A 20,733-nucleotide genomic window follows, 5' to 3' on the forward strand; every position below is an offset into this window, starting at 1 on the left:
GGCTTTTCTAGACCGGTTTTGATTCAAATGGAATCCGCGAAAACGGTCTCGCGACTTATTTTTCACGAATAGTTGGCTGGACACATGCTTCGCATGCTCACGCCAATGTTCTATGTAAATGTGGTTTTATAGTTTCACTGTATGATGAAGAAAGTTGTTTCAATGCGTCGGTTGATTTTGACCGCTCTGGTTTCGCTCTTTGCCCTCAACGCCGCCCAAAGCACTGCTGCTGCGGCATCCTCCACACAAACCGTGATCTTTGTCCGCCATGGCGAAAAGCCGGAAGCAGGATTGGGGCAGCTGAGCTGCCGCGGCCTGAACCGCTCGCTGAAACTGCCAGCGGTCATCGCCAAACAGTTCGGCAAACCGTCGGCGATTTTCGCGCCCAATCCGTCCGAGGAGAAGGACGACAAGGGCGAGACCTATGCCTATGTGCGTCCGCTGGCGACTGTCGAGCCGACCGCAATTGCGCTTGGCCTGCCGGTCGATACGCGTTTTGGTTTCGAAGATATCGACAAGCTGGAAGAAGCGCTGGCAGCACCTGCCTATCGCAATGCGACCGTTCTGGTCGGCTGGGAGCACAAGCAGATCGTTAAGCTGGTGCGCGATATCGTCAAAGAGAATGGCGGCGACAAACATGACGTGCCCAAATGGTCAGGCGACGATTTCGACAGCATCTATGTGCTGCGCATCACCCGCGACGGGGAGAAAACCGACGCGCAGTTCGAGCGCCGCAATCAGGGGCTGAACCACCTGCCGGAAACCTGTCCTCTTTGAGAGCCTGTTCCAAAAGTCGCCCTGTGTGGCTGCAAATGGCAATTTGAGATTTGCATTCGCATAATCTGAACCGAAAAGTCTGCAACTTTTCGGGATTATGCGAGGCTTCCGGTGCTCACGTACCTTGAGTACGCTCCGCTCCGGTACTCGAAAATCACCATTTTCGCACACACAGGCCGCTTTTTGAGTCAGGCTCTAAGGACAGGTCAGGCGAAAATCAGGATTCCTTGATCACCAGAGCAATAGCGGCGCGCAAATCGTCGAGGCCAAGGCCCTTTTCCGATGAGGTGGCGATAATGCCGGGGAAGCAGGCTGCGCGACGGAAGGTGAGCTTGTGCGTATCCGCCATCAGGCGCGGCACGCCTGCCGGTTTGATCTTGTCGATCTTGGTCAGCACGATCTGGTAGGACACGGCTGCCTTGTCGAGAAGGTCGAGCACTTCGGCGTCGTTCTTCTTGATGCCATGGCGGGCATCGATCAGCACATAGACGCGCTTCAGCGTGGTGCGTCCGCGCAGATAGTCGAAAACAAGACGCGTCCAGGCATCGACGTGGGCCTTGGGCGCTTCGGCAAAGCCATAGCCGGGCATGTCCACAAGGGCCAGCGGCGGCAGGTCGCCGTTTTCGCCGGAATAACCGTCTGGCACGAAATAGTTCAGTTCCTGCGTGCGGCCCGGCGTATTGGACGTGCGCGCAAGGCCCTTCTTGTTGACCAGAGCATTGATGAGCGATGACTTGCCGACATTGGAGCGTCCGGCAAAGGCGATCTCCACCGGGCCTTCCGGTGGCAGGAACTGCATCGACGGCACGCCGCGGATGAAGATCCACGACTTCTTGAAAAGCGCACGGCCTTGCTCGACCAGTGCTGCCTGCGCCGCGCGGGTCGCATCTGCCGCCGCCTGAGCCGCATTGATTGCCGCCTGCTTCTTATCCTGCTCGCTCAATGTTTTTATCCTGGTCGCTTTATTCTGTAGAACACACGCATCAATGGTATGGGCCGCATTGTCAACATGACGGCATGAAAAACCCCGCCTAAGCGGGGTTCTTTCAGTTCTATTTCTTCGCCTCGTTGGGCTTTCGCTTGAAGAGGCTCTTCAGATTATCGAAGAGCTCGATCTTGACGCCCTGACGCTTCATGATGATGCCCTGCTGGGTGATCGAGAGCAGGTTGTTCCATGCCCAGTAGATCACGAGACCAGCCGGGAACGAAGCCAGCATGAAGGTGAAGATGATCGGCATCCAGGTGAAGATCGCAGCCTGCGTCGGATCCGGCGGGGTCGGGTTCATGCGCATCTGCAGGAACATCGTGATACCCATCAGAAGCGGCCAGACGCCGATCATCAGGAAGTGCGGCACGGCGAAAGGCAGAAGGCCGAACAGGTTGAAGAGCGAGGTTGGATCGGGCGCTGCAAGATCCTGAATCCAGCCAAAGAACGGCGCATGGCGCATTTCGATGGTGACGTAGAGAACCTTATAGAGCGCGAAGAACACCGGAATCTGCACCAGCACCGGCCAGCAGCCCGCGAGCGGATTGATCTTCTCTTCCTTGTACAGCTGCATCATGGCCTGCTGCTGCTTCATCTTGTCATCCGCGTACTTTTCGCGGATTTCCGTCATCTTCGGCTGAACCAGCTTCATGCGCGCCATCGACTTGTACGACTTGTTGGCGAGCGGGAAGAACAGGCCCTTGAGCAGAACGGTGACAACCAGAATGGCGACGCCGAAATTGCCGGAGAACTTGTAGATCCAGTCGATGAGGTAGAACATCGGCTTGGTGATGAAGTAGAACCAGCCCCAGTCGATCAGCAGTTCGAACTGCTTGATGCCGAGCTGCTTTTCATAAGCCTGAATCTGGGTGACGACCTTTGCACCGGCAAAGACGTGGTTCTTCAGCGTCTGCGACTGGCCAGCCTCAATGGTCATCGGCGCGCCGAGGAAATCGGTCTGGTAGCGCGGGCGATCATTGGTGAAGTGCGAGAAGCGGCCGGTGAACTTTTCGTCCTGCGGCGGTACGAGCGTTGCGGCCCAGTACTTGTCGGTAATGCCGAGCCAGCCGCCCATGACGTCCTTGAACGAAATGTCCTTGTCGTCTTCGACCTTGGAATACTTGATTTCCTGCAGGCCGTCCTGACCCATGACGCCGATCAGGCCTTCATGCAGAACATAGGTAGCGCTGGCGTGTTCGGGCTGGTTGAAGCGGGTAACGCGGCCATAGGAGGCCAGCGAAATCGGCGCACCGGTATTGTTGGTAATCGTGTCGTCAACGGAGAACATATAGGCGTCGTCAACCGAGATGACGCGCTTGAAGGTGATGTTCTTTTCGTTGGTATAGGTCAGCGTGACCGGCGTGGTCTGGGTCAGCTTGTCGTTGCCTTCCACGGACCAGACGGTGTTTGGACCCGGAACCGGGCCGGTCGTGTCATTGCCGGTAAAGCCGAGTTCGACGAAATAGCCCTGCTTCAGCGCGGAAGGCGCGAGCAGTTCGATATTCGGAGAATTGTCGTCGACGGTCTCGTGGTAGTTCTTGAGGAAGAGGTCATCAAGACGCGCGCCGGTCAGATTGATCGAACCGCGCAGCGAAGGCGTATCGATCTGGACGCGCTGCGTCTGGGCGATTGCTGCTTCGCGGGTCAGTGCGCCGCCAGCGGCTGCCACATCACCATGGCCGGGAATTGTGCCTGAGGCGGCTGGCGTCTGCGGCGTATCGCCTGCACCATTGCCTGCCTGGCTCGTTTGGGCTGCCTGTTGGGCCTGCCGCTGCTGCTCCTCAATGCGTGCCTGCTCCCGCTGGGCTTCCGTTTTCGGACCCAGATAAAACACTTGCCACAGCGTCAGTATGAGGATGGACAGGGCAATGGTGATGAAGAAATTGCGTTTATTTTCCATTGACGGGTCCTGATTCCGGTCTTTCCGTTCGGCGTTTCCCTTCGCCCTTCCGCTCAGCCCTGGCCGTGATGCGGCGGGTGAGTTCCTCGGTCAGTCGCGAAAAGGGCGCAGTGAGAGCTTGCTCGCGCGCTACGATCACATAGTCGGTCGAAGGCGCCATGTCACGTCCCGCGTGACAACGTACCGCTTCTCTCAGCCTGCGGCGGATGCGATTTCGTATCACGGCGTTACCGTTCTTCTTGGTGACGGTGAAGCCAGCGCGGGGCTTGTCGCCAATTTTGGCCACTGCCGATTCCTCTTCCGTCCGCTCGCGAACTTCGAGAAGAAACAGCGGTCCACGCCGCTTTTCACCGTTCCTCAAAGCCAAAAACTCCGCTCTCTTGCGAAGGCGGAGTATTTGTTTCGGCTTTTTCATATCTTTGTTCACCGCGCAGCTGCGCGGGAAAAGATTAAGCGGAAAGCCGCTTACGGCCGCGCGAACGGCGAGCGGCGAGAACCTTGCGGCCGCCGGTGGTAGCCATGCGTGCACGGAAACCGTGACGACGCTTGCGGACGATCTTGGATGGCTGATAAGTGCGCTTCATTTTTTTAATACCGCGGTGTGCGGCCCTTCTTAATTCTGTTTTTCAGTTGAGCATGATCTGGCCCGAAGCCGGTTTCCCGTTTCCGGGATCATGCTCGCATGAACAGGAGCTGGTTCTTTTCCCTTGCGGCGGACAGCGCAAACCATCCGTTAACCCGCGCGGGCGAACGTGACGCGGCTTATAGGGGGAGGGGCCCCAAGAGTCAATCCGCAGATGCGATCAAAGCTGCGCTTCGATAGATGCTCTGTCGATAATTGACCAGACCGCTTTTACAAGGCCATTTTCGAAGGTGTAAAAGACGTTTTCCGCAAACCGGATCTTGCGACCGTTGACCGGCAGGCCGAACAAGACGCCGATGGGTGTGCAGTTGAAGGCCAGGCGCGCGGCGACAGTTGGTGGTTCGCTGACGAGCAGGTCTATATTGAAATGGAGATCAGGGATCGCCTTGAAATCCTGCTCCAGCATGGCGCGATAGCCAGCCAGTCCGAAAGGCCTGTCATTATGTGCGACCGCCTGATGGACGAAGCGTCCGAGATTATCCCAATCCTGTCGGTTCAGGCAGGCAATGTAATCCCGGTAAATGTCGGCAAGCGGCTTCTCCATAGTCGTTCCTCCTGTTTTCGAATTTAAGCGATTGCGCATGGCAATGCCATTGCCAAACAGCGCCCGGGCTTCCATAAGAGAGCGCACATTTTTTCCAATGCGGAGCACGTTCCGCAGCAGCATTCAGAGGAGTTCACCATGAGCATCCGTCGCATCGGAGTTGGTCCGCGCATGAGCCAGGCCGTGGTTCACGGCAATACTGTTTATCTCGCCGGTCAGGTCGGCCTGCCGGGCGCCAGCGTGACCGATCAGACCAAGGCCGTTCTGGCTGAAGTGGATCGCCTGCTCAAGGAAGCCGGTTCGGACAAGTCCAAGATCCTTCAGGCGATCATCTGGATGGCCGACATGAAGGATTTCGCCGAAATGAACGCTGTCTGGGACGCCTGGGTTGATCCGGCCAACACGCCAGCCCGCGCAACCGGTGAAGCAGCACTTGCAACGCCGGACTACAAAGTCGAAATCATCATCACCGCTGCGATCTGATCACAGCGTAAATGCATGAGAAAGCCCCGCTTTTGCGGGGCTTTTTTATTCGCGGATGCGTTGTGAAAATCCGTCGCGACCGCCCGCCTGCGCTTTTGCATCGATGGATGCGCGCTGGCGTACTTCTTCCAGAGAGCCGCCATTCTCGATCCAGTGATTGTCATAGAGATAACCCGGCAGATAGCCTGACAGCAGAATACGGTAGTCGAACGGGAATGTCGGGTCGAGCAGGCGCGCCATGCCGAAGATCATGGTCGTGCAGTTTGTGGTCAGCGTGTTGTAGAACTCCGCCTTGGCGGCCAGCTGGTTGCCGCGTTCTACATAGGACAGGAACAATTGCCTGGCCGGTCCGGGCGGCAGTTTGACCTGATAGCGATAGACGTCTTCCTTGCGGACATTGGTGCGCAGATAGATGATATCCCGTTCCTCGGCGGCGATCATCGCCAGCTCGAATTCGCGGAAAAAGCCGCCAATGGACGAAAAAACCTCATGATGTTCGCGGCGGATTTCGCCGGAAAAGACCACATGACGTCCGTCAGCAAAGCCGAAGGAAAGCAGCGTGTGGGCGATGGCCGGGCTCGACCAATAGGACAGGTAGATATCCACCGACGTGATCGTGCTCAGATCGTAGGTTTCGTCTTTCCAGTTTTCCGTAAAGTCTTCGGTCGTGCGCCATTCGAAATCGCGGACATTGAACAAAGTGACCATGTCGCCATCCACCTTGCCGGTGACGGTGCGTGCAACATCGGGAGCCCATATCCGGTCGAGGGAAGGGCGGATTGTCGTCCACCAGCCGATAATGATGAGGGCGAGAAGGCAGAAGAACAGTCGTTTGCGCCAGCATGAGAATTGCCGTTCCCCGGCGACAATCCAAAGTGTGATGAGCAGCCAAAGCGCGATGACCGCCTGGCGAACAACGCTGCCGAATGGCAACTGATACCACATCGCAAAACTTGCCCAGATCGCAAAGATAAGAGCAAAAACGACGAAGATAAACTTGCCTGCGATGCGAACGGGCGCCGATCTCAAAATAGACGTCATGTACCTCAGTGCTCGCCGGTTGCAGTAATAAATGAGGAATCTGCGGCGATACTGACATGATTTGCGGCACTATGTCAGTGCCTATCCAGAAATTGGAGAAATTTATCTCGATAGACTGGAAGCTTTAAAAACTGAAGCTTCTATAAGCTGTTACTTCTTGACGGCGACGGCCTCTCCGCGCGGACGCGGCGCTGTGGTCTTGCGGCTGCGTCTGTAGGGACGCACCATTCGCCACAGAAGCAGCGCTGCGACGATGGCTGCATAGATGATTGGCTCTGCAGGCCAGCTTTTGACCGACATGATGAAATGGATCGCACCGCCTGCGATGGCGACATAGACCAGTCTGTGCAGGCTGATCCAGCGGCGTCCGAGCCGTCGGATCGACCAGTTGTTGGATGTCAGCGCCAGCGGCACCAGCAAAGCGAGGCTGACCATGCCGATGGTGATAAAAGGACGCCGGAGAATATCGGCGAGGATCACCGGGAAATTCAGCGCCTGATCGAGCACCATATAGGTCGCGAAATGCATGAGCGCATAATAGAAGGCGAGAAGACCAAGCGCCCGGCGATAGCGCAGCAGGCTGAGACCGGTCAGATCGCGGATCGGGGTCACGAGCAGGGTCAGGATCAGAAAGCGCAGCGCCCAGAGGCCGAGCGTATGTTCGAAGGTCTTGACCGGATCCGCACCAAGACCGCCGGTCGCGCCGAGATAGAAGGTCCAGACCGCCGGAACGAACCCGACTGCATAGAGCAGCCAGACCTTCCAGCCATCAGATTTGCGACCCGTCGGCTTTTTCCTGCGCGTTTCGCTTGTCGCTGCCTTCTCAGCCGTCATGTCAGTAATTCGCCTTCAGGTCCATGCCGGCATAGAGCGATGCGACTTCGTCCGCATAGCCGTTGAAGGGCAAGGTCGGGCGGCGGCTTGAGGCGAAGAAACTGTCTTCGCCGATGCGCCGTTCGCTTGCCTGGCTCCAGCGCGGATGATCGACCGCCGGGTTCACATTGGCATAGAAGCCATACTCATTGGCAGCCTGTTGCTGCCAGGAGGTGGGCGGCTGCTTTTCGACAAAGGAGATGCGGGTAATGGCCTTGATGCCCTTGAAGCCGTATTTCCACGGCACAACAAGGCGGATCGGCGCGCCATTGGCATTGGGCAGCGTCTCGCCATAAAGCCCGACGGCGAGAATGGTCAGCGGATGCCGGGCTTCATCAAGCCGCAGCCCTTCGACATAGGGCCAGTCCAGAACCTGAAACAGCCCTTTTTGGCCGGGCATTTCCTCCGGGCGCACGACGCCGGTGAAGGCGATATATTTGGCGGAACCGAGCGGCTCGACCTGCGACAGCAGGCTTGCCAGCGGAAAGCCGATCCACGGGATCACCATCGACCACGCCTCGACGCAGCGCATACGGTAGATACGCTCTTCCAGCGGCATCTTGGCGATCAGGTCGCGCATGTCGAATTCTTTTGGCTGTTTCACCAGTCCGTCGACGGTCAGCTTCCAGGGCAGCGGCTTGTAGTCCGCGGAATTGGCGGAAGGATCGCTCTTGTCGGTGCCGAATTCATAGAAATTATTATAAGTCGTGACGTCTTCCTTCGGCGTCAGCTTCTCATCGACCTTATAGGCGGAGGCAGCGGCCTTGAGCGGGTCTGCAAATGCCGAGGATGCAAAGCTGCCAACTGTGCCCATTGTGGCAAGCGCGCCAAGACCTGCCATAAACTGGCGGCGATGCAGATAGATGTTTTTCGGTGTCACCGCATCATGCGTGAGACGGGCATGCGAAAGACGACCGGGTTTGAAGCTGCTCATGTCCGTTGATCCATCCTGCTGGAATAATACCCTATTTTGCCGCTGAACACGTCAGAAACATGGTGTTTTCGCCACTTGTTCGTGGCTCACGCATTGTTGATGGTTTGCTCAACTTGTAACAGAATTGTAACACGTCGAAATTTTTCGTTATTCTGCCATATTCTCGCTCAATCTCTGCTGTTAAGGGAGTTGCATTCGCCGCGAAGGCAGGCACGTTATGGGCTTTCTGCGAGTGCCACTTTCAAACCTTCGTTAACGTCTCGTTGGCTATGTAGAGATCATGGTAAAGAAGATGTTTATTGCCGCTTTGGCGGCTGCGCTTATGGTATCGACCGGCTCGGCTTTTGCTGAGGGGCAGCCTGTGGCTGTTTCCACGAAAGGTCAGGGCAAGGCACTGAGCGGCATCGCCGCTTCGATGAAAGAAGAAGAAGGCGCCCCGAAGCTCGGTGAAGGCGTCACCATACGCGAGAAGAAGATGGATACGGAAATCACGCCGGAACAGAATTTTTCCCGCAGCAAGCAGTTCATTCACCGCTTCTATACGCCGGAAAAGGCGTCCAATGAACTGGTTATCCTGCTGCACGGTTCGGGCGGCAATGAAACCAGCCTCATTCCGCTGGCATCCAAGATCTGGCCGCGCGCGACGCTGCTCGGCATTCGCGGTCGCGTCATGCAGGACGGCGGCACGCGCTGGTACAAGCGCATCACGCCGGTCAAGTTCGACCAGAAGGATATCAAGCTCGAAGCCAATGCTTTCGTGACGTTCCTGACGCGCCTTGCCGACGACAAGGACCTCGACCTCACCCACGCGACCTTTGTGGGTTATTCGAACGGCGCCAATCTGCTGGCGGCAACCATGATGCTGCATCCTGATCTGGTGAAACGCGCTGTGCTGATGCGCTCGATGCCGGTGCTGGACAATGCGCCGGTCGCCAATCTGAGCAAGACGCGCGTGCTGACGATCACCGGTGACGAAGACAAACTCTATTCGCCGTTTGCGCCAGCACTCTCAGCGCTTCTGCGTTCCAGCGGCGCGCGTGTCGATGCGCGCACGGTTGATGCCGATCATATGCTTGGCGACAAGGATGCTGCCGCAATCAGCCAGTGGGTCGCATCGCTCGGACCGGACGGCGCGCCTGCGGTTTCGATGAAGAGACCCTGAAGTTTTAGGTGAGTAGGGGAATAAGGGAATAGGGGAGTATGTTGGGCGAGAAGCGCCTGACACTCTCTTCAAACCTATTCCCCTACTGCCTTACTCCCTTATTCCCCTATATCTCAGCTCGTAATATCCACGATGCCGCAATCCCCCGCTTCCGAACCGAATGCGAGGCGGTGGCCCTGATCGTCCCAGCCCATGCTGGAGACCGCGCCCTTGCCGGGGCGGCGCAGCAGAACTTCCTTCTGATCGGCAAAACGAACCAGCATGATCATGCCGTCATTATAACCAATGGCGACGATATCCTCGACAGGATGGCAGGCAACCGCCGTCACCATGCTGTCGCCGCGCAGGCCAAGCTCAAGCGGGGCCTTGCCCATCGGACCGTCCTTGCCTGCAAAAGGCCAGACGATGGCCGCTGGCGCACCGGACGTTGCAAGCCACTTGGCCTTCACGCTCCACGACCAGTCCTTCACCTTTGCCGGATAGCCAGTCATGCGCATGTGCTTGGTGTCTTCGAGACGCCAGCCATGCAGGGCATTTTCCTGCATCGAGGTGATGAGAAAGCGGCCGTCGGGCGAGAAAATGACGCCGATATGCGCGCCTTTCCATTCCAGTTCGGCAGGCTTGGCTGCCGTGCCGGTCCAGATCAGCGTTGCGCCGTTGTAACGGGCAATCGCAAGCCGCTGGCCCTTTGGCGCAAAGGCAATGCCTTCAACACTGCGTTCCTGCGGGAATTCCTGCAATTTGCCATCAGAACTGCGCACCCAGGCCGAGCGGCCCGATGCAAAGCCGACCGTGCCGCCGGGACCGGAAGCAACCGCCGTCATCCACTTGCGCGGAACTTTGGCAAGTTCGGTCACCGTGCCGCTGGCATCGGTGCGGCAGACGCGACCGTCTTCGCCGCCGGTGATGAGCGATTTGCCGTCAACAGCAACCGCAGCGCTCAACAGCCCGTCATGGGCCGTTGAACTCTGGTTGCCGTTATCGAGCCGATGGATCGTCCCATCGGCCATGGCAAAAAATGGAACGCCGCCAATGAAGCGTGCATGGAGGCAATGACCTTCGAGGTCAAGCGGGGCAACTGTAGGCATCAGTGTCCAGTATTTCTTATTTAACTTGGCAGTTTTCGAAACCGGCTTTCAATTCAGCCGGGTCGAGTTCGCGTCCGATGAACACAAGGCGGCTTTCCCGCTTTTCTTCCGGCTTCCATGCGCGCTGGTGATCGCCTTCGATGATCATGTGAACGCCTTGAACCACATAGCGGTCCGGATCGTCCTTGAAAGCGATGATGCCCTTAAGGCGCAGAATATTCGGTCCTTGGGTCTGGGTAATGTTCTGAATCCACGGGAAGAATTTTGCCGGATCGATTTCACCGGCCCGCAATGAAACGGACTTAACGGTGACATCATGGATCGGCGAGGCGTGGTCATGATGGTGATGATCGTGGTCGCAGTCCGGGCCACAGACATGATCGTGGTCATGGTGATGATGATCATGCGCGTGGTGGTCGTGCCCATGATGATCATGATGATGGTGGTCATGCCCATGATCGTGGTCGCAATCCGGACCGCAGACATGATCCGGATGATCATGGTCGAGGAAATGCGGATCGTTTTCCAGCACGCGCTTCAGGTCGAAAGCGCCACGGTCGAGCACGCGCTCAAGCGGGATCGAAGCGCGCTCGGTGCGGTGAATCACGGCATGCGGATTGATGGCGCGCACGGTCGCTTCAATGGTGGCCAGTTCCTGCGGCGTTACCAGATCGGTCTTGTTGATCAGCACCACATCGGCAAAGGCAATCTGGTCTTCGGCTTCGCGGCTGTCCTTGAGGCGCAGCGGCAGATGCTTGGCATCGACCAGCGCGACAACGGCGTCGAGGCCGGTCTTGGCGCGCACATCGTCATCCATGAAGAAGGTCTGTGCGACCGGAACCGGATCGGCAAGGCCGGTGGTTTCCACGACAATGGCGTCGAAACGGCCCGGGCGGCGCATCAGGCCTTCCACCACGCGGATCAGGTCGCCACGCACGGTGCAGCAGATGCAGCCATTGTTCATTTCGTAGATTTCTTCATCCGACTCGACGATCAGGTCGTTGTCGATGCCGATCTCGCCGAATTCATTGACGATCACGGCATAACGCTTGCCGTGATTCTCGGTCAGAATACGGTTGAGAAGGGTGGTCTTGCCCGAGCCCAGATAGCCGGTCAGAACGGTAACGGGAATGCGGCCAGCTTCGGTGGTCGCCTCTGCTGTGGTTTGGGCTTCAGCCTGGCTCATGGTCTTGCCTCTTGAAGTTAAAGCATAATCCCGAAAAGATATTCGATTTTTCTGACAAGACTATGCCCATAAACATAGGAGCTAACCTCGCACCAGTTCGTGCAAAACGATAGTGCCGAGGTTTAGATTTTGACACTTCATATAAGGGAAGGGCGGCGTGAATGCCATATGCAATGCTATATTATTACGTTGGCATGCTTCACGATTTCGGCAGCTTCCCTTTTGATGATAGGCGGACGGTTTCCGCGGAGTTAGACGCTTGAAACAGTGTTCAAATTCAATCTGCTAAAGCGCTTTACGATAGAAAATGACCCTCTCCGTTTCGTCAAATCCGAGCGCCGCGTGAAAGCGCTGGCTTTCAGTATTTGCCAGTGAAACATCGGAGGCAAATTCCTTGCAGCTTCGTGTGCGACCCCAATTGGCGATTGCTTCGCAAAGCAATCGCGCCACGCCGTGCTGGCGATAGTCGGGGGATACATAGATGCCCTCCAGATAAAGAACCGGCGAGGTTGAGCAGCCATTGACATAGTCGTGCCGGATTGCGGCTTCCGCAAAGCCGACGATCTCGCCCGACGGGCTTTCAGCCAGAAGGGTGACGGCTTCCGGATTTTGCTCGTTGAGCCAATCATGAATATCCTTCAGGTGGCTTTCGAGGCTCGTATCTGGCCAAAGTGCGTGGCGCAACTGCGCCCAAAGCTGTGCATGTCCGGCCTCTGCGATAATCATATGCATCAAGCACTGCCCAAATTTCCGATCAGCTGGTCTGGCCGGCCAATTGTTGCGATGCGAAGCGGGAAAGATCGAAACGGTCGACATCGCCCAGCAGATCGATAAAGCCCGACACGGCATTGGTGATCAGTTTTTCGCCAGCCTCGGCCGTTGCGGCGGCAGCATCGCCTGCAACGCCTTCCGGGTTGAGATCGTGCATTTTCCAGCCGAACGCATGCGGGCCATAAGCGCGCAGATATTTGAACTCCTGGGCAAAGCCGGATTGTGCATTGCCGAAATTGCGTGCTTTCGACATATCCACGAGGTCGGGTCGCAGGGCCAGCATCACTGAGGTTTCGATAAAGCCGCCATGGATGTCGAGCGCCTTCTCTTCCGGGGTGATCAGTCCTTCAGGAAGGCCAAAGCGCGTCCAGCTGGTTGCGACCGCAAGCATGCCAAGGCGGACACGCAATTCGGTGGCAACGATGGTCATCAGGGGCGAATTGCCGCCATGGGCATTGAGCATGACCAGCTTGCGGATACCGCCCGCATGCAGATTTTCGCCAATGCCGATCCACTGGTTGACCGCTTCCGAAAAGGCGAGGCTCTGGGTGCCTTCCGTATCCATATGTTCGATGGAATAGCCGACGGGCTGTACCGGCAGGAAATTGACGTTCAGACCAGCCGGAATCGCCTCGCCAACCCGCGCGACAATACCTTCCGCGATAATCGTATCCGTCTCGAATGGCAGATGAGGGCCATGCTGTTCGTGTGCGCCAAGGGGCAGGACGACAATCATATCGCTGTTCTGATCGCGCAGTTCCGTCATGTTTTCCTCACTTTGTTTATTGGGCCCTGAACCTAAACTCGGTTCGCCGGGGGGGCAAGCCGAGCGGCGACAAGACTGGCTTTTGATTTAGCGGAACGTTTTTAACCTTGTTGTTTCATAAGTCGGACAATATTTTACGCTATAAACATCTCGGGCAATGTCGATCGAGCGACAAAATGAAGTCGCAACAAAGGGTGAGGTGGCAATGAACAAGGACAATAAAGCGGTTGTACTTTACCGGTTACAATCCGTCGCGCGTCTTTCAAGAACAGTTCTGGCCACACGGCTTCTGGAACAGGGACTTTATGCCGGGCAGGACGCAGTGATGCTGCAACTGGCTGCCGAAGACGGGCTGACGCCCGGCGTGCTTGCGCAGCGCCTCGGTGTGCGTCCGCCAACCATCACCAAGACGATTGCGCGCCTGCAAGGGCAGGGCTTTGTCGCCAAGCGTGCGTCCGAAACAGATCAGCGCCAGTCGCATGTCTATCTCACCCAGACCGGGCTTGAGACGATCAAGGCGATCGAGAAATCCATCCGCAAGACCGACAAGGACATGCTGAAGGGCCTCGACAAGAAGGAACGCAAGACTTTCCTGAAAATGCTTGGCCGTATGGAAGGCAATCTTGCGCTGCGCGGTCTCTCGCGTATTGTTGAAGAACCGTCTTCCGATGCCAGCGACGACGACGAAGCCGAATAAGCAAATCCGGCTACGGGTTACTGCCAAAAAAACTTTCAATTCAATAATTGCAATGGCATAACCGTTTTAATGATGACGCCCGTGTGACGTGAGACATAGGGGTGTTCGTGGCATGGACCGTTGGGGGAGGCGACTTGGCCCAGAAAATCAAGCTTTCGACCATCGCTGATGCGCTGGGTGTTTCGACAGCTACCGTTTCGCTTGCGCTGCGCGACAGTCCGCTTGTTGCCGACCAGACCCGTGAGAAGATCAAGGAACATGCCCGCGCCATCGGTTATATCTATAACCGTCGGGCAGCGAGCCTGCGCACATCACGGTCAGGGATCGTCGGTGTCGTGGTGCATGACATCATGAACCCGTTCTTCGCGGAAATTCTGAAATCCATCGAATCGGAACTCGACCGGTCGCGCCAGACCTTCATTCTGTCCAATCACTACGACCAGCTGGAAAAGCAGCGCACCTTCATGGATACGCTTTTGCAGCTCGGCGCCGACGGGGTGATCATGTCGCCCGCCATCGGCACGCCACCGGAAGATATCCAGATTGCCGAGGATAACGGCCTGCCGGTCGTGTTCATCGCGCGCAGTGTCGAGGGCGTTCACGCGCCTGTGTTTCGTGGCGACGATGCCTATGGCGTCGGCCTTGCCACCAACCACCTGATTTCACTCGGTCATAAGCGCATTGCGATGATCGGCGGCACTGACCAGACCTCGACCGGCCGTGACCGTTATCGCGGCTATGTGCAGGCGATGGACAAGGCCGGGCTGGAGATTCGCGACGACTGGCGCATCGCAGGCCCGCGCACCAAGCAGGGCGGGTTCGAAGTCGCGCCGCAGTTTCTCGCCTTGAAGGACAAGCCGACCGCTGCCGTCTGCTGGAACGATCTGACCGCAATTGGCCTGATGAACGGGATCGCGCGGGCCGGACTGGTGCCGGGCGACGATATTTCCGTCACCGGCTATGACGATCTGGAAGAGGCGGCCATTGCCACGCCCGCGCTTACAACCGTCTGGAACGGCCAGCGCGAAGTGGGCCGCCGCGCCGCCCGCGCTCTGCTCGATCAGTTGAACGGTGTCGAGGTTGCCTCGACGCAGGAACTCATCAAGCCGGAACTGCATATAAGGCAATCGACGTCCAAGCCCAAACACCCCTGATTCCCCCGCTCCGGGTCCGGTGTACCCTGACCGGTCGCCGGTCTCCCCGTGAACTGCGAAATGCTTCCCAGAGGAATATTGTCATGACCAAGCGCGACGCAACCGTTCTGGTGCTCGGAAACTTCAACGATTATGCCGTCGACCGTCTGTCCGGTGAGTTTTCCGTCCGCCGTATCCCGCACGGTGATGCGGCGCTGGTTGATGCCGCCTGGGCGAAGGATGTGCGTGGTATTGCCAGCATGTCCACCGTTGATGCGGCGCTGATCGACGCTTTGCCCAACCTGAAAATCATCGGCAATTTTGGCGTTGGTTATGATGCGGTTGACGCCAAACATGCCGCTGCCCGCAATGTGATGGTCACCAACACGCCAGACGTACTGACCGACGAAGTGGCGGATACGGCGCTTGGTCTTCTGATCGATACGGTGCGCGAATTGTCGAAATCGCAGGAATTCCTGCGCGCGGGTCGCTGGGAAAAGGAAGGCCGTTATCCGCTGTCGAAGCTGTCGCTGCGCGGACGCAAGGTCGGTATTTTCGGCCTTGGCCGTATTGGCAAGGCGGTCGCCCATCGTGTGGAGGCTTTCGGCCTGCCGGTTTCCTATCACAATCGCCGCAAGGCTGAAGGCGTCGCATACGATTACTATCCAAGCCTGCTTGAACTGGCCAAGGCGGTCGACACGCTAATTCTGGTTGCCCCGGGCGGCGCGGAAACTGCCAAGGCGGTGAATGCAGAAGTGCTGCAAGCGCTCGGCCCCGATGGCGTGTTGATCAATGTCGGTCGCGGTTCGCTGGTCGATGAGGATGCGCTGGCTGCGGCGCTGAACAATGGCACCATCGCCGCTGCGGGACTGGACGTTTTCTCGAATGAACCGTCAGTGCCGCAAGGCCTGCTCGACGCCCCAAACACGGTTTTGCTGCCGCATATCGCATCTGCATCACATAAGACCCGTCAGGCCATGGCGGATCTGGTGATCGACAATCTCATTGCATGGTTCGACACCGGCAAGGCGATCACGCCTGTGCCGGAAACGGAATTCGTTAAGGGAGTAGGGGAATAAGGCAGTAGGGGAGTAAGTGAAGAAGGAGCTTGATAGACGCCTCTGCGTCAATCACCCTATTCCCCTATTCCCCTATTCCCCTATTCCCCTATTCCCCTATTCCCCTATTCCCCTATGTTTCCGCACCGCATCGCCAAACGCCTCGAATATCTTCCGCGAGGGAGCGTCGGACTGGACCCAATATTCCGGATGCCACTGGACGCCGACAACAAAGCCCTTTGCGTCCTTGACGGAAACGGCTTCCACGGTGCCGTCTTCAGCCACAGCTTCCACTTCAAGGCGCGGCGCAAGCCGGTCGATAGCCTGACGATGAACCGAATTCACGCACACGCTGTCTTCCTTCAAAATTGCGCCAAGGCATGAATCCGGCTTGATCTGGATCGGGTGCTGGATTGCGAAACGCTCTGCCTGACTTTCAGATTCCGGCGCGCGGTGGTCCATGCGCCCCTGTAACTGCTGAATCTCGGTAGCGAGCGTACCGCCCAGCGCCACATTCAGCTCCTGAATGCCGCGGCAGATCGCCAGCACCGGCACGCCTTTTTCAATGGCGGCACGGATCAGCGGCAGCGAGGTCGCGTCACGGGCATTGTCATAGGGTTCGAAAGCGGCGCTCGGTTCCACGCCATAAAGCGACGGATTGACGTTCGATTTCGAGCCGGTGATCAACACGCCGTCCACCGCGTCGAGAATGGCGTCGAGATCCATCTTGTCGCCAAAGCTTGGCACGAGAAGCGGCGTCACTTGCGCGACATCGATTGCCGCAGCCAGATATTGATCCGGTGCTGCATGCCAGGTGTAATTCTCGAAAGGTTTGACGTCAGTTGGGACAGCAATCAGGGGGCGGGACTTCGACATAGCACTCGGATCCGTTGATTTGGCTCTTATCTGGAGCGGCATTCAGCCTTCTGCAATAGAACACATCCCGAAAAGAGTGAAACAATTTTCAGGTAGGATGTGCATCAGCATAACCTCACGCGATTGGCGGGAAGTGTCGTCTTTTCATCACGCTCGCGCGCCTTTTGTGTATTGTCCCGATTTAAGGCTAAATTTGCGTCTGTGTGCGGTTCAAATGCCGCTATGAATGTGCTCTAGAATTTTGCAATGAGGCGCACCCCGAAAATTGTTTCACACTTTTCGGGGTGCGCTCTACCAGGGGCAAAGATGGATTGGCAGTTGAGGGGATGTATGACTGACGATCAGCTGTTCTCCGTCCGGGGCAAGGTCATTGCCGTGACGGGAGGCTCCTCGGGTCTGGGCTTGCGCATGGTGCATGTGCTGGCAGGGCACGGGGCGCGGGTGATCTCTATTTCACGCACGCATGCAGGTGAAAGCCTGTGCCCATCGGGCGGTGAGGTTCTTGAAATCATGGCGGATGTCACCCATCCGGATGAAATCATGCGCGCCTTCGACGAAGCCGAGCAGCGTTTCGGGCCGATCTCGACCCTGTTCAACAATGCTGGCGTCGCCCATATGGCGCGGGCGCTCGACACGACGCGCGACATGCTCGAACATATTTTCGAGGTCAATGTGGCGGGTGCTTTCTTCGTGGCGCAGGAAGCTGCACGCCGTATGATCGCGCAGGGCGCAGGCGGCTCCATTATCAATACCACCAGCATTCTGGGCGACAGGCCGCAGAAAGGCGCAGCCGCCTATTCCATGTCGAAGGCCTGCATCACGCAGATGACACGCGCGCTTGCACTCGAATGGGCCGCGCATGATATTCGCGTCAATGCGATTTCGCCGGGCTGGTTTCCGACCCGAATCAATGAAGAACAGCTCAATGGACCGGCCGCGGGCTACTTCAAAGGACGTAATCCGCTGCGCCGTCTCGGCGAACCGCAGGATCTGGACGGTGTGGTGCTGATGCTGGCCTCTGAAGCCAGCCGCTACATGACCGGCACCATCGTCAATGTGGACGGTGGTCACAGCCTCTGAGGGCCTTAGTGCGGGATAGGGATTTATTCCGCACCAGCGTGGTTTCCTCCGGGTTTTCCCCGTCGGTTACCATTATCCGGGGATATTCTCTAGTTTTATTGTAGAATACCTGTGAAGAGCGCACACGCCGGGAGGCGTAATACAGCTCGTTTTGCCACTCTGCTTTCAAGGGTAAATTACTTGAAGGCGTTCGCTTTAAAAGCCTCTGGTTGTATTGCTATTTGATAGGTTGCGGTTAAGTTGTTCTTCTGTGAATAATTGGGATACATCTTATGGTGGCGGGGGTAACAGCTTGTGGTTTCATTTCGCGAAAGATATTTTTAAGTCATTAGTGCAATAATTGCCCCCACGATAGGGACACAAGCAAGGACATGTGGCGGAGCCGTAAACCTGACATACCTGCAGACGTGCGGCTTTCTTTCATGCGATCACTGTATGGTAATCGCACTACGCTCTGGTTTGGCTTGTTGGCCCATGTGGTGGCCTGTGTCGTCATCTATGTAAAAACTGTCGACTGGCATTTCATTGGCTTTGCCGGGCTTTTTGCCGTTGTCGCTCTCGGTCGTCTCTACGACATGCGGCAGTTCGATCGCGCCAGGCTTACCCATCTCACATCCGCCGATCTCGACCGCTGGGAACTGCGCTATCTCGTCGGCGCTTCGCTGGTTTGCGCGACGCTTGGCATGTTGTGCTTCTTCTCGATCTTCGTGCTGCGGGATCCCTTTGCCGAACTGGCCAGCCTGACCATTCTGCTGGCTTCGGTCGTTTCCATCGTCGGGCGCAATTATGCCTCGGCGAAGGCTGTCGTCTTGATGTCGATTTGCACGCTTATCCCGGTGCTGGCCGGGCTTGTGCTTGCGGGGACTCCCTTTCACATCATCATCGGCCTGCTGCTGATCCCGTATTTCCTGTCCAATATCGAGATGGCCAACGGACTGCGTGAGTTTCTCTTTGCAGCCGTCATGGGCAAGCGGCGTTTGTCGATTGTGGCGGGCCGGTTCGATGCCGCGCTCAATAACATGCCGCAGGGCCTTCTTATGCTCGACGGCCAGCAGCGGATTGCGGTGATCAACAACAAGGCCAAGGCGATGCTGCGGATCGCCGAGCACACCAAGTTGCACGGGCGTCGGCTGGAAGTGCTGCTGCGCTATTGCGCACGGGAAGGGCTGTTTCCGCATAATGATATGGCGAATGTCCGCGCCCGCATGACCGACCTTGTCGCCGGACGCAAGACGCGCGACATTTTCCAGCTTTCCGGCGATCGCTATATAGAATGTATCGGTAACCAGACAGTCGGCGACGGCGCGGTTCTCATGTTTGAGGACGTGACGCAGCGCGTCGAGGCGGAAGCCCGCATTCAGCACATGGCGCGGTTCGACGGTCTGACCAGTCTTCCCAATCGTAACTATTTTGAGACCATGGTGCGCACGCTGCGCGCTCAACAGTCGCCGGAAAGCCTTGCTGCTTTGGTGGTCATCGATATCAACCACTTCAAGCATGTCAACGACACGCTCGGCCACCATACGGGCGACGTGTTGTTGCGGCTGTTTGCGCAGCGGCTCTATTCGCTCGACCAGCAGCGCTTTGTGGTCTCACGGTTTGGCGGCGACGAATTCGTCGTGTTTGTTTTCAATCTCAAGACACAGGCCGAAATTACCGGTGTCATGGATCACATCACGTCGGTTGTGTCCGGCGTCTATGATCTCGACGGCGATCACGTCCATATCGATATCAGCGCCGGTATTGCGATGGAGAACATTGCCAATTGCGATGTCGGCAATATGCATATCAATGCCGATCTGGCGCTTTATGAAGCGAAAGGTGACGAAGACCGGCAATGGGCGGTTTTCGTCGGCGCGATGGATACCAAATATCGCAGCCGCCAGAAGCTCAAGGCCGACCTCCGGCAGGCCATCGGCAATAATGAAATCAAGGTCGTCTATCAGCCGATCGTCAGTGCGCAATCTCTGCGCATTGTTGCCTGTGAAGCGCTGGCGCGCTGGGTGCATCCAGAATTGGGCAACGTGCCGCCTGCCGAATTCATTCCGCTGGCCGAGGAAATGGGCATCATCACAGATATCACCCGTTTCATGCTGGAACAGGCCTGCATGGACTGCCTGACCTGGGGTGATCGCATTGGTGTTTCCGTCAATCTGTCGGCCATCGATCTGAAGAGCAGCGAGATTGCCCGCGATATCGCCTCTGCCTTGCAGAAGTCCGGTCTTCCCGCCCATCGTCTGGAAGTCGAAGTGACGGAAAGCGCAATCATCGCCGACCGCAACAAGACGTCGATGGTTTTGCAGCGGCTGAAAAATGCCGGCATCAATATCGCGCTCGACGATTTCGGTACGGGCTATTCCAGCCTCAGCTATCTCAACACGCTGCCGCTGACCAAGGTGAAGGTGGACCGTTCCTTTGTCCGCGATATCACTACCGACCGCCGGTCGCTGATGTTGTTGCGCGGGGTAACGCAGCTCTCGCATGAGCTGGGTCTTGGCGTCACCGTCGAAGGTGTGGAGACCGAAGAGCAGCTCGCGCTTATTCGCGTTGCCGCCGGTGCCGATCTGGTGCAGGGCTATCTTCTCGGCATGCCGCTGCCAGCGGATACAATCGGCTCCATGACGACAAAATCCGTCACATGGCGCGAAGGCGGTCGTACCGTCGCCTGACCATCGGCCTGATCCAATTTTTGGACGGAACCATGCCCCGTGACAATTGCGCGCGACGGATGCGGGC

General features: G+C 57.1%; 21 protein-coding genes. 8 read left to right on the forward strand and 13 right to left on the reverse strand.

Going from position 1 to position 20,733, the window contains the following annotated elements; all coding sequences use genetic code 11:
* Window positions 1-162: 162 nt before the first annotated feature.
* The gene (locus tag QBD01_RS25045) at window positions 163-777 is read left to right on the forward strand and encodes a hypothetical protein (RefSeq protein WP_280994996.1); all 615 of its coding nucleotides are present in this window, start codon (window positions 163-165) and stop codon (window positions 775-777) included.
* Window positions 778-994: 217 nt separating this feature from the next.
* Here QBD01_RS25045 and yihA read toward each other — a convergent pair whose 3' ends face one another.
* The 5 genes from yihA to QBD01_RS25070 all read right to left on the reverse strand — a co-directional run bounded on the left by yihA (window position 995) and on the right by QBD01_RS25070 (window position 4,849).
* A complete protein-coding gene (gene yihA, locus QBD01_RS25050; RefSeq protein ID WP_247880528.1) occupies window positions 995-1,639 on the reverse strand; it encodes a ribosome biogenesis GTP-binding protein YihA/YsxC in 645 nt (214 codons plus the stop codon).
* A gap of 190 nt (window positions 1,640-1,829) precedes the next feature.
* Window positions 1,830-3,662: a membrane protein insertase YidC gene (yidC, locus tag QBD01_RS25055; RefSeq protein ID WP_182522210.1), complete on the reverse strand. Its 1,833-nt coding sequence runs from the start codon at window positions 3,660-3,662 to the stop codon at window positions 1,830-1,832.
* On the reverse strand, window positions 3,652-4,077 hold the full coding sequence (gene rnpA / locus QBD01_RS25060; RefSeq protein WP_182522209.1) for a ribonuclease P protein component: 426 nt from the start codon (window positions 4,075-4,077) through the stop codon (window positions 3,652-3,654). Before rnpA ends, yidC begins: the two co-directional genes overlap by 11 nt.
* Before the next feature lie 34 nt (window positions 4,078-4,111).
* Window positions 4,112-4,246: a 50S ribosomal protein L34 gene (gene rpmH, locus QBD01_RS25065; protein ID WP_006467565.1), complete on the reverse strand. Its 135-nt coding sequence runs from the start codon at window positions 4,244-4,246 to the stop codon at window positions 4,112-4,114.
* 219 nt (window positions 4,247-4,465) lie between these two features.
* Window positions 4,466-4,849 (reverse strand): ester cyclase, encoded by a 384-nt coding sequence (locus QBD01_RS25070; RefSeq protein WP_280994997.1) that lies wholly within the window; start codon window positions 4,847-4,849, stop codon window positions 4,466-4,468.
* 138 nt (window positions 4,850-4,987) lie between these two features.
* Between QBD01_RS25070 and QBD01_RS25075 the strand changes: the two genes are divergently transcribed.
* The gene (locus tag QBD01_RS25075) at window positions 4,988-5,332 is read left to right on the forward strand and encodes a RidA family protein (protein ID WP_280994998.1); all 345 of its coding nucleotides are present in this window, start codon (window positions 4,988-4,990) and stop codon (window positions 5,330-5,332) included.
* A gap of 45 nt (window positions 5,333-5,377) precedes the next feature.
* Here the strand turns inward: QBD01_RS25075 and QBD01_RS25080 are convergent, their stop codons facing one another.
* The 3 genes from QBD01_RS25080 to msrP form a co-directional block, all read right to left on the reverse strand.
* Window positions 5,378-6,373 carry a DUF4105 domain-containing protein gene (locus tag QBD01_RS25080; RefSeq protein WP_280994999.1) on the reverse strand — a complete coding sequence of 332 codons (996 nt, stop codon included), beginning with the start codon at window positions 6,371-6,373 and terminating at the stop codon, window positions 5,378-5,380.
* 150 nt (window positions 6,374-6,523) lie between these two features.
* Entirely contained in the window at window positions 6,524-7,207 is a 684-nt protein-coding gene (gene msrQ, locus QBD01_RS25085; RefSeq protein ID WP_280995000.1) for a protein-methionine-sulfoxide reductase heme-binding subunit MsrQ, read from the reverse strand.
* 1 nt (window position 7,208) lies between these two features.
* The gene (gene msrP / locus QBD01_RS25090; RefSeq protein WP_280995001.1) at window positions 7,209-8,180 is read right to left on the reverse strand and encodes a protein-methionine-sulfoxide reductase catalytic subunit MsrP; all 972 of its coding nucleotides are present in this window, start codon (window positions 8,178-8,180) and stop codon (window positions 7,209-7,211) included.
* A gap of 280 nt (window positions 8,181-8,460) precedes the next feature.
* Here msrP and QBD01_RS25095 point away from each other — a divergent pair, with 280 nt between their 5' ends.
* A complete protein-coding gene (locus QBD01_RS25095; RefSeq protein WP_280995002.1) occupies window positions 8,461-9,342 on the forward strand; it encodes an alpha/beta hydrolase in 882 nt (293 codons plus the stop codon).
* A 113-nt stretch (window positions 9,343-9,455) separates the two neighbouring features.
* On the opposite strand, the gene QBD01_RS25100 is transcribed toward QBD01_RS25095, so the two are convergent.
* From QBD01_RS25100 to QBD01_RS25115, 4 genes are all read right to left on the reverse strand, one after another.
* Window positions 9,456-10,430, reverse strand: coding sequence for a WD40 repeat domain-containing protein (locus tag QBD01_RS25100; protein ID WP_280995003.1), 975 nt, complete (start codon window positions 10,428-10,430; stop codon window positions 9,456-9,458).
* 16 nt (window positions 10,431-10,446) lie between these two features.
* Entirely contained in the window at window positions 10,447-11,616 is a 1,170-nt protein-coding gene (locus QBD01_RS25105; protein ID WP_280995004.1) for a GTP-binding protein, read from the reverse strand.
* Window positions 11,617-11,901: 285 nt separating this feature from the next.
* Window positions 11,902-12,342 carry an aminoglycoside 6'-N-acetyltransferase gene (aac(6'), locus tag QBD01_RS25110; protein ID WP_392391481.1) on the reverse strand — a complete coding sequence of 147 codons (441 nt, stop codon included), beginning with the start codon at window positions 12,340-12,342 and terminating at the stop codon, window positions 11,902-11,904.
* A gap of 28 nt (window positions 12,343-12,370) precedes the next feature.
* On the reverse strand, window positions 12,371-13,153 hold the full coding sequence (locus QBD01_RS25115; RefSeq protein WP_280995006.1) for a creatininase family protein: 783 nt from the start codon (window positions 13,151-13,153) through the stop codon (window positions 12,371-12,373).
* 205 nt (window positions 13,154-13,358) lie between these two features.
* On the opposite strand from QBD01_RS25115, the gene QBD01_RS25120 reads away from it, so the two are divergent.
* The 3 genes from QBD01_RS25120 to QBD01_RS25130 all read left to right on the forward strand — a co-directional run bounded on the left by QBD01_RS25120 (window position 13,359) and on the right by QBD01_RS25130 (window position 16,062).
* Entirely contained in the window at window positions 13,359-13,850 is a 492-nt protein-coding gene (locus QBD01_RS25120) for a MarR family transcriptional regulator (RefSeq protein WP_280995007.1), read from the forward strand.
* 134 nt (window positions 13,851-13,984) lie between these two features.
* Complete coding sequence (locus QBD01_RS25125) at window positions 13,985-15,004, forward strand: LacI family DNA-binding transcriptional regulator (RefSeq protein WP_078339941.1); 1,020 nt, start codon at window positions 13,985-13,987, stop codon at window positions 15,002-15,004.
* 83 nt (window positions 15,005-15,087) lie between these two features.
* On the forward strand, window positions 15,088-16,062 hold the full coding sequence (locus tag QBD01_RS25130) for a 2-hydroxyacid dehydrogenase (RefSeq protein WP_280995008.1): 975 nt from the start codon (window positions 15,088-15,090) through the stop codon (window positions 16,060-16,062).
* Window positions 16,063-16,158: 96 nt separating this feature from the next.
* Here QBD01_RS25130 and QBD01_RS25135 read toward each other — a convergent pair whose 3' ends face one another.
* Complete coding sequence (locus QBD01_RS25135; RefSeq protein WP_280995009.1) at window positions 16,159-16,917, reverse strand: gamma-glutamyl-gamma-aminobutyrate hydrolase family protein; 759 nt, start codon at window positions 16,915-16,917, stop codon at window positions 16,159-16,161.
* A 330-nt stretch (window positions 16,918-17,247) separates the two neighbouring features.
* Here QBD01_RS25135 and QBD01_RS25140 point away from each other — a divergent pair, with 330 nt between their 5' ends.
* Window positions 17,248-17,997 carry an SDR family oxidoreductase gene (locus QBD01_RS25140; RefSeq protein ID WP_280995010.1) on the forward strand — a complete coding sequence of 250 codons (750 nt, stop codon included), beginning with the start codon at window positions 17,248-17,250 and terminating at the stop codon, window positions 17,995-17,997.
* Window positions 17,998-18,368: 371 nt separating this feature from the next.
* The gene (locus QBD01_RS25145) at window positions 18,369-20,666 is read left to right on the forward strand and encodes an EAL domain-containing protein (RefSeq protein WP_280995011.1); all 2,298 of its coding nucleotides are present in this window, start codon (window positions 18,369-18,371) and stop codon (window positions 20,664-20,666) included.
* Window positions 20,667-20,733: the final 67 nt, after the last annotated feature.

Origin of the sequence: Ochrobactrum sp. 19YEA23, assembly GCF_029909865.1 — a bacterium.
Lineage (GTDB): Bacteria > Pseudomonadota > Alphaproteobacteria > Rhizobiales > Rhizobiaceae > Brucella > Brucella gambitense.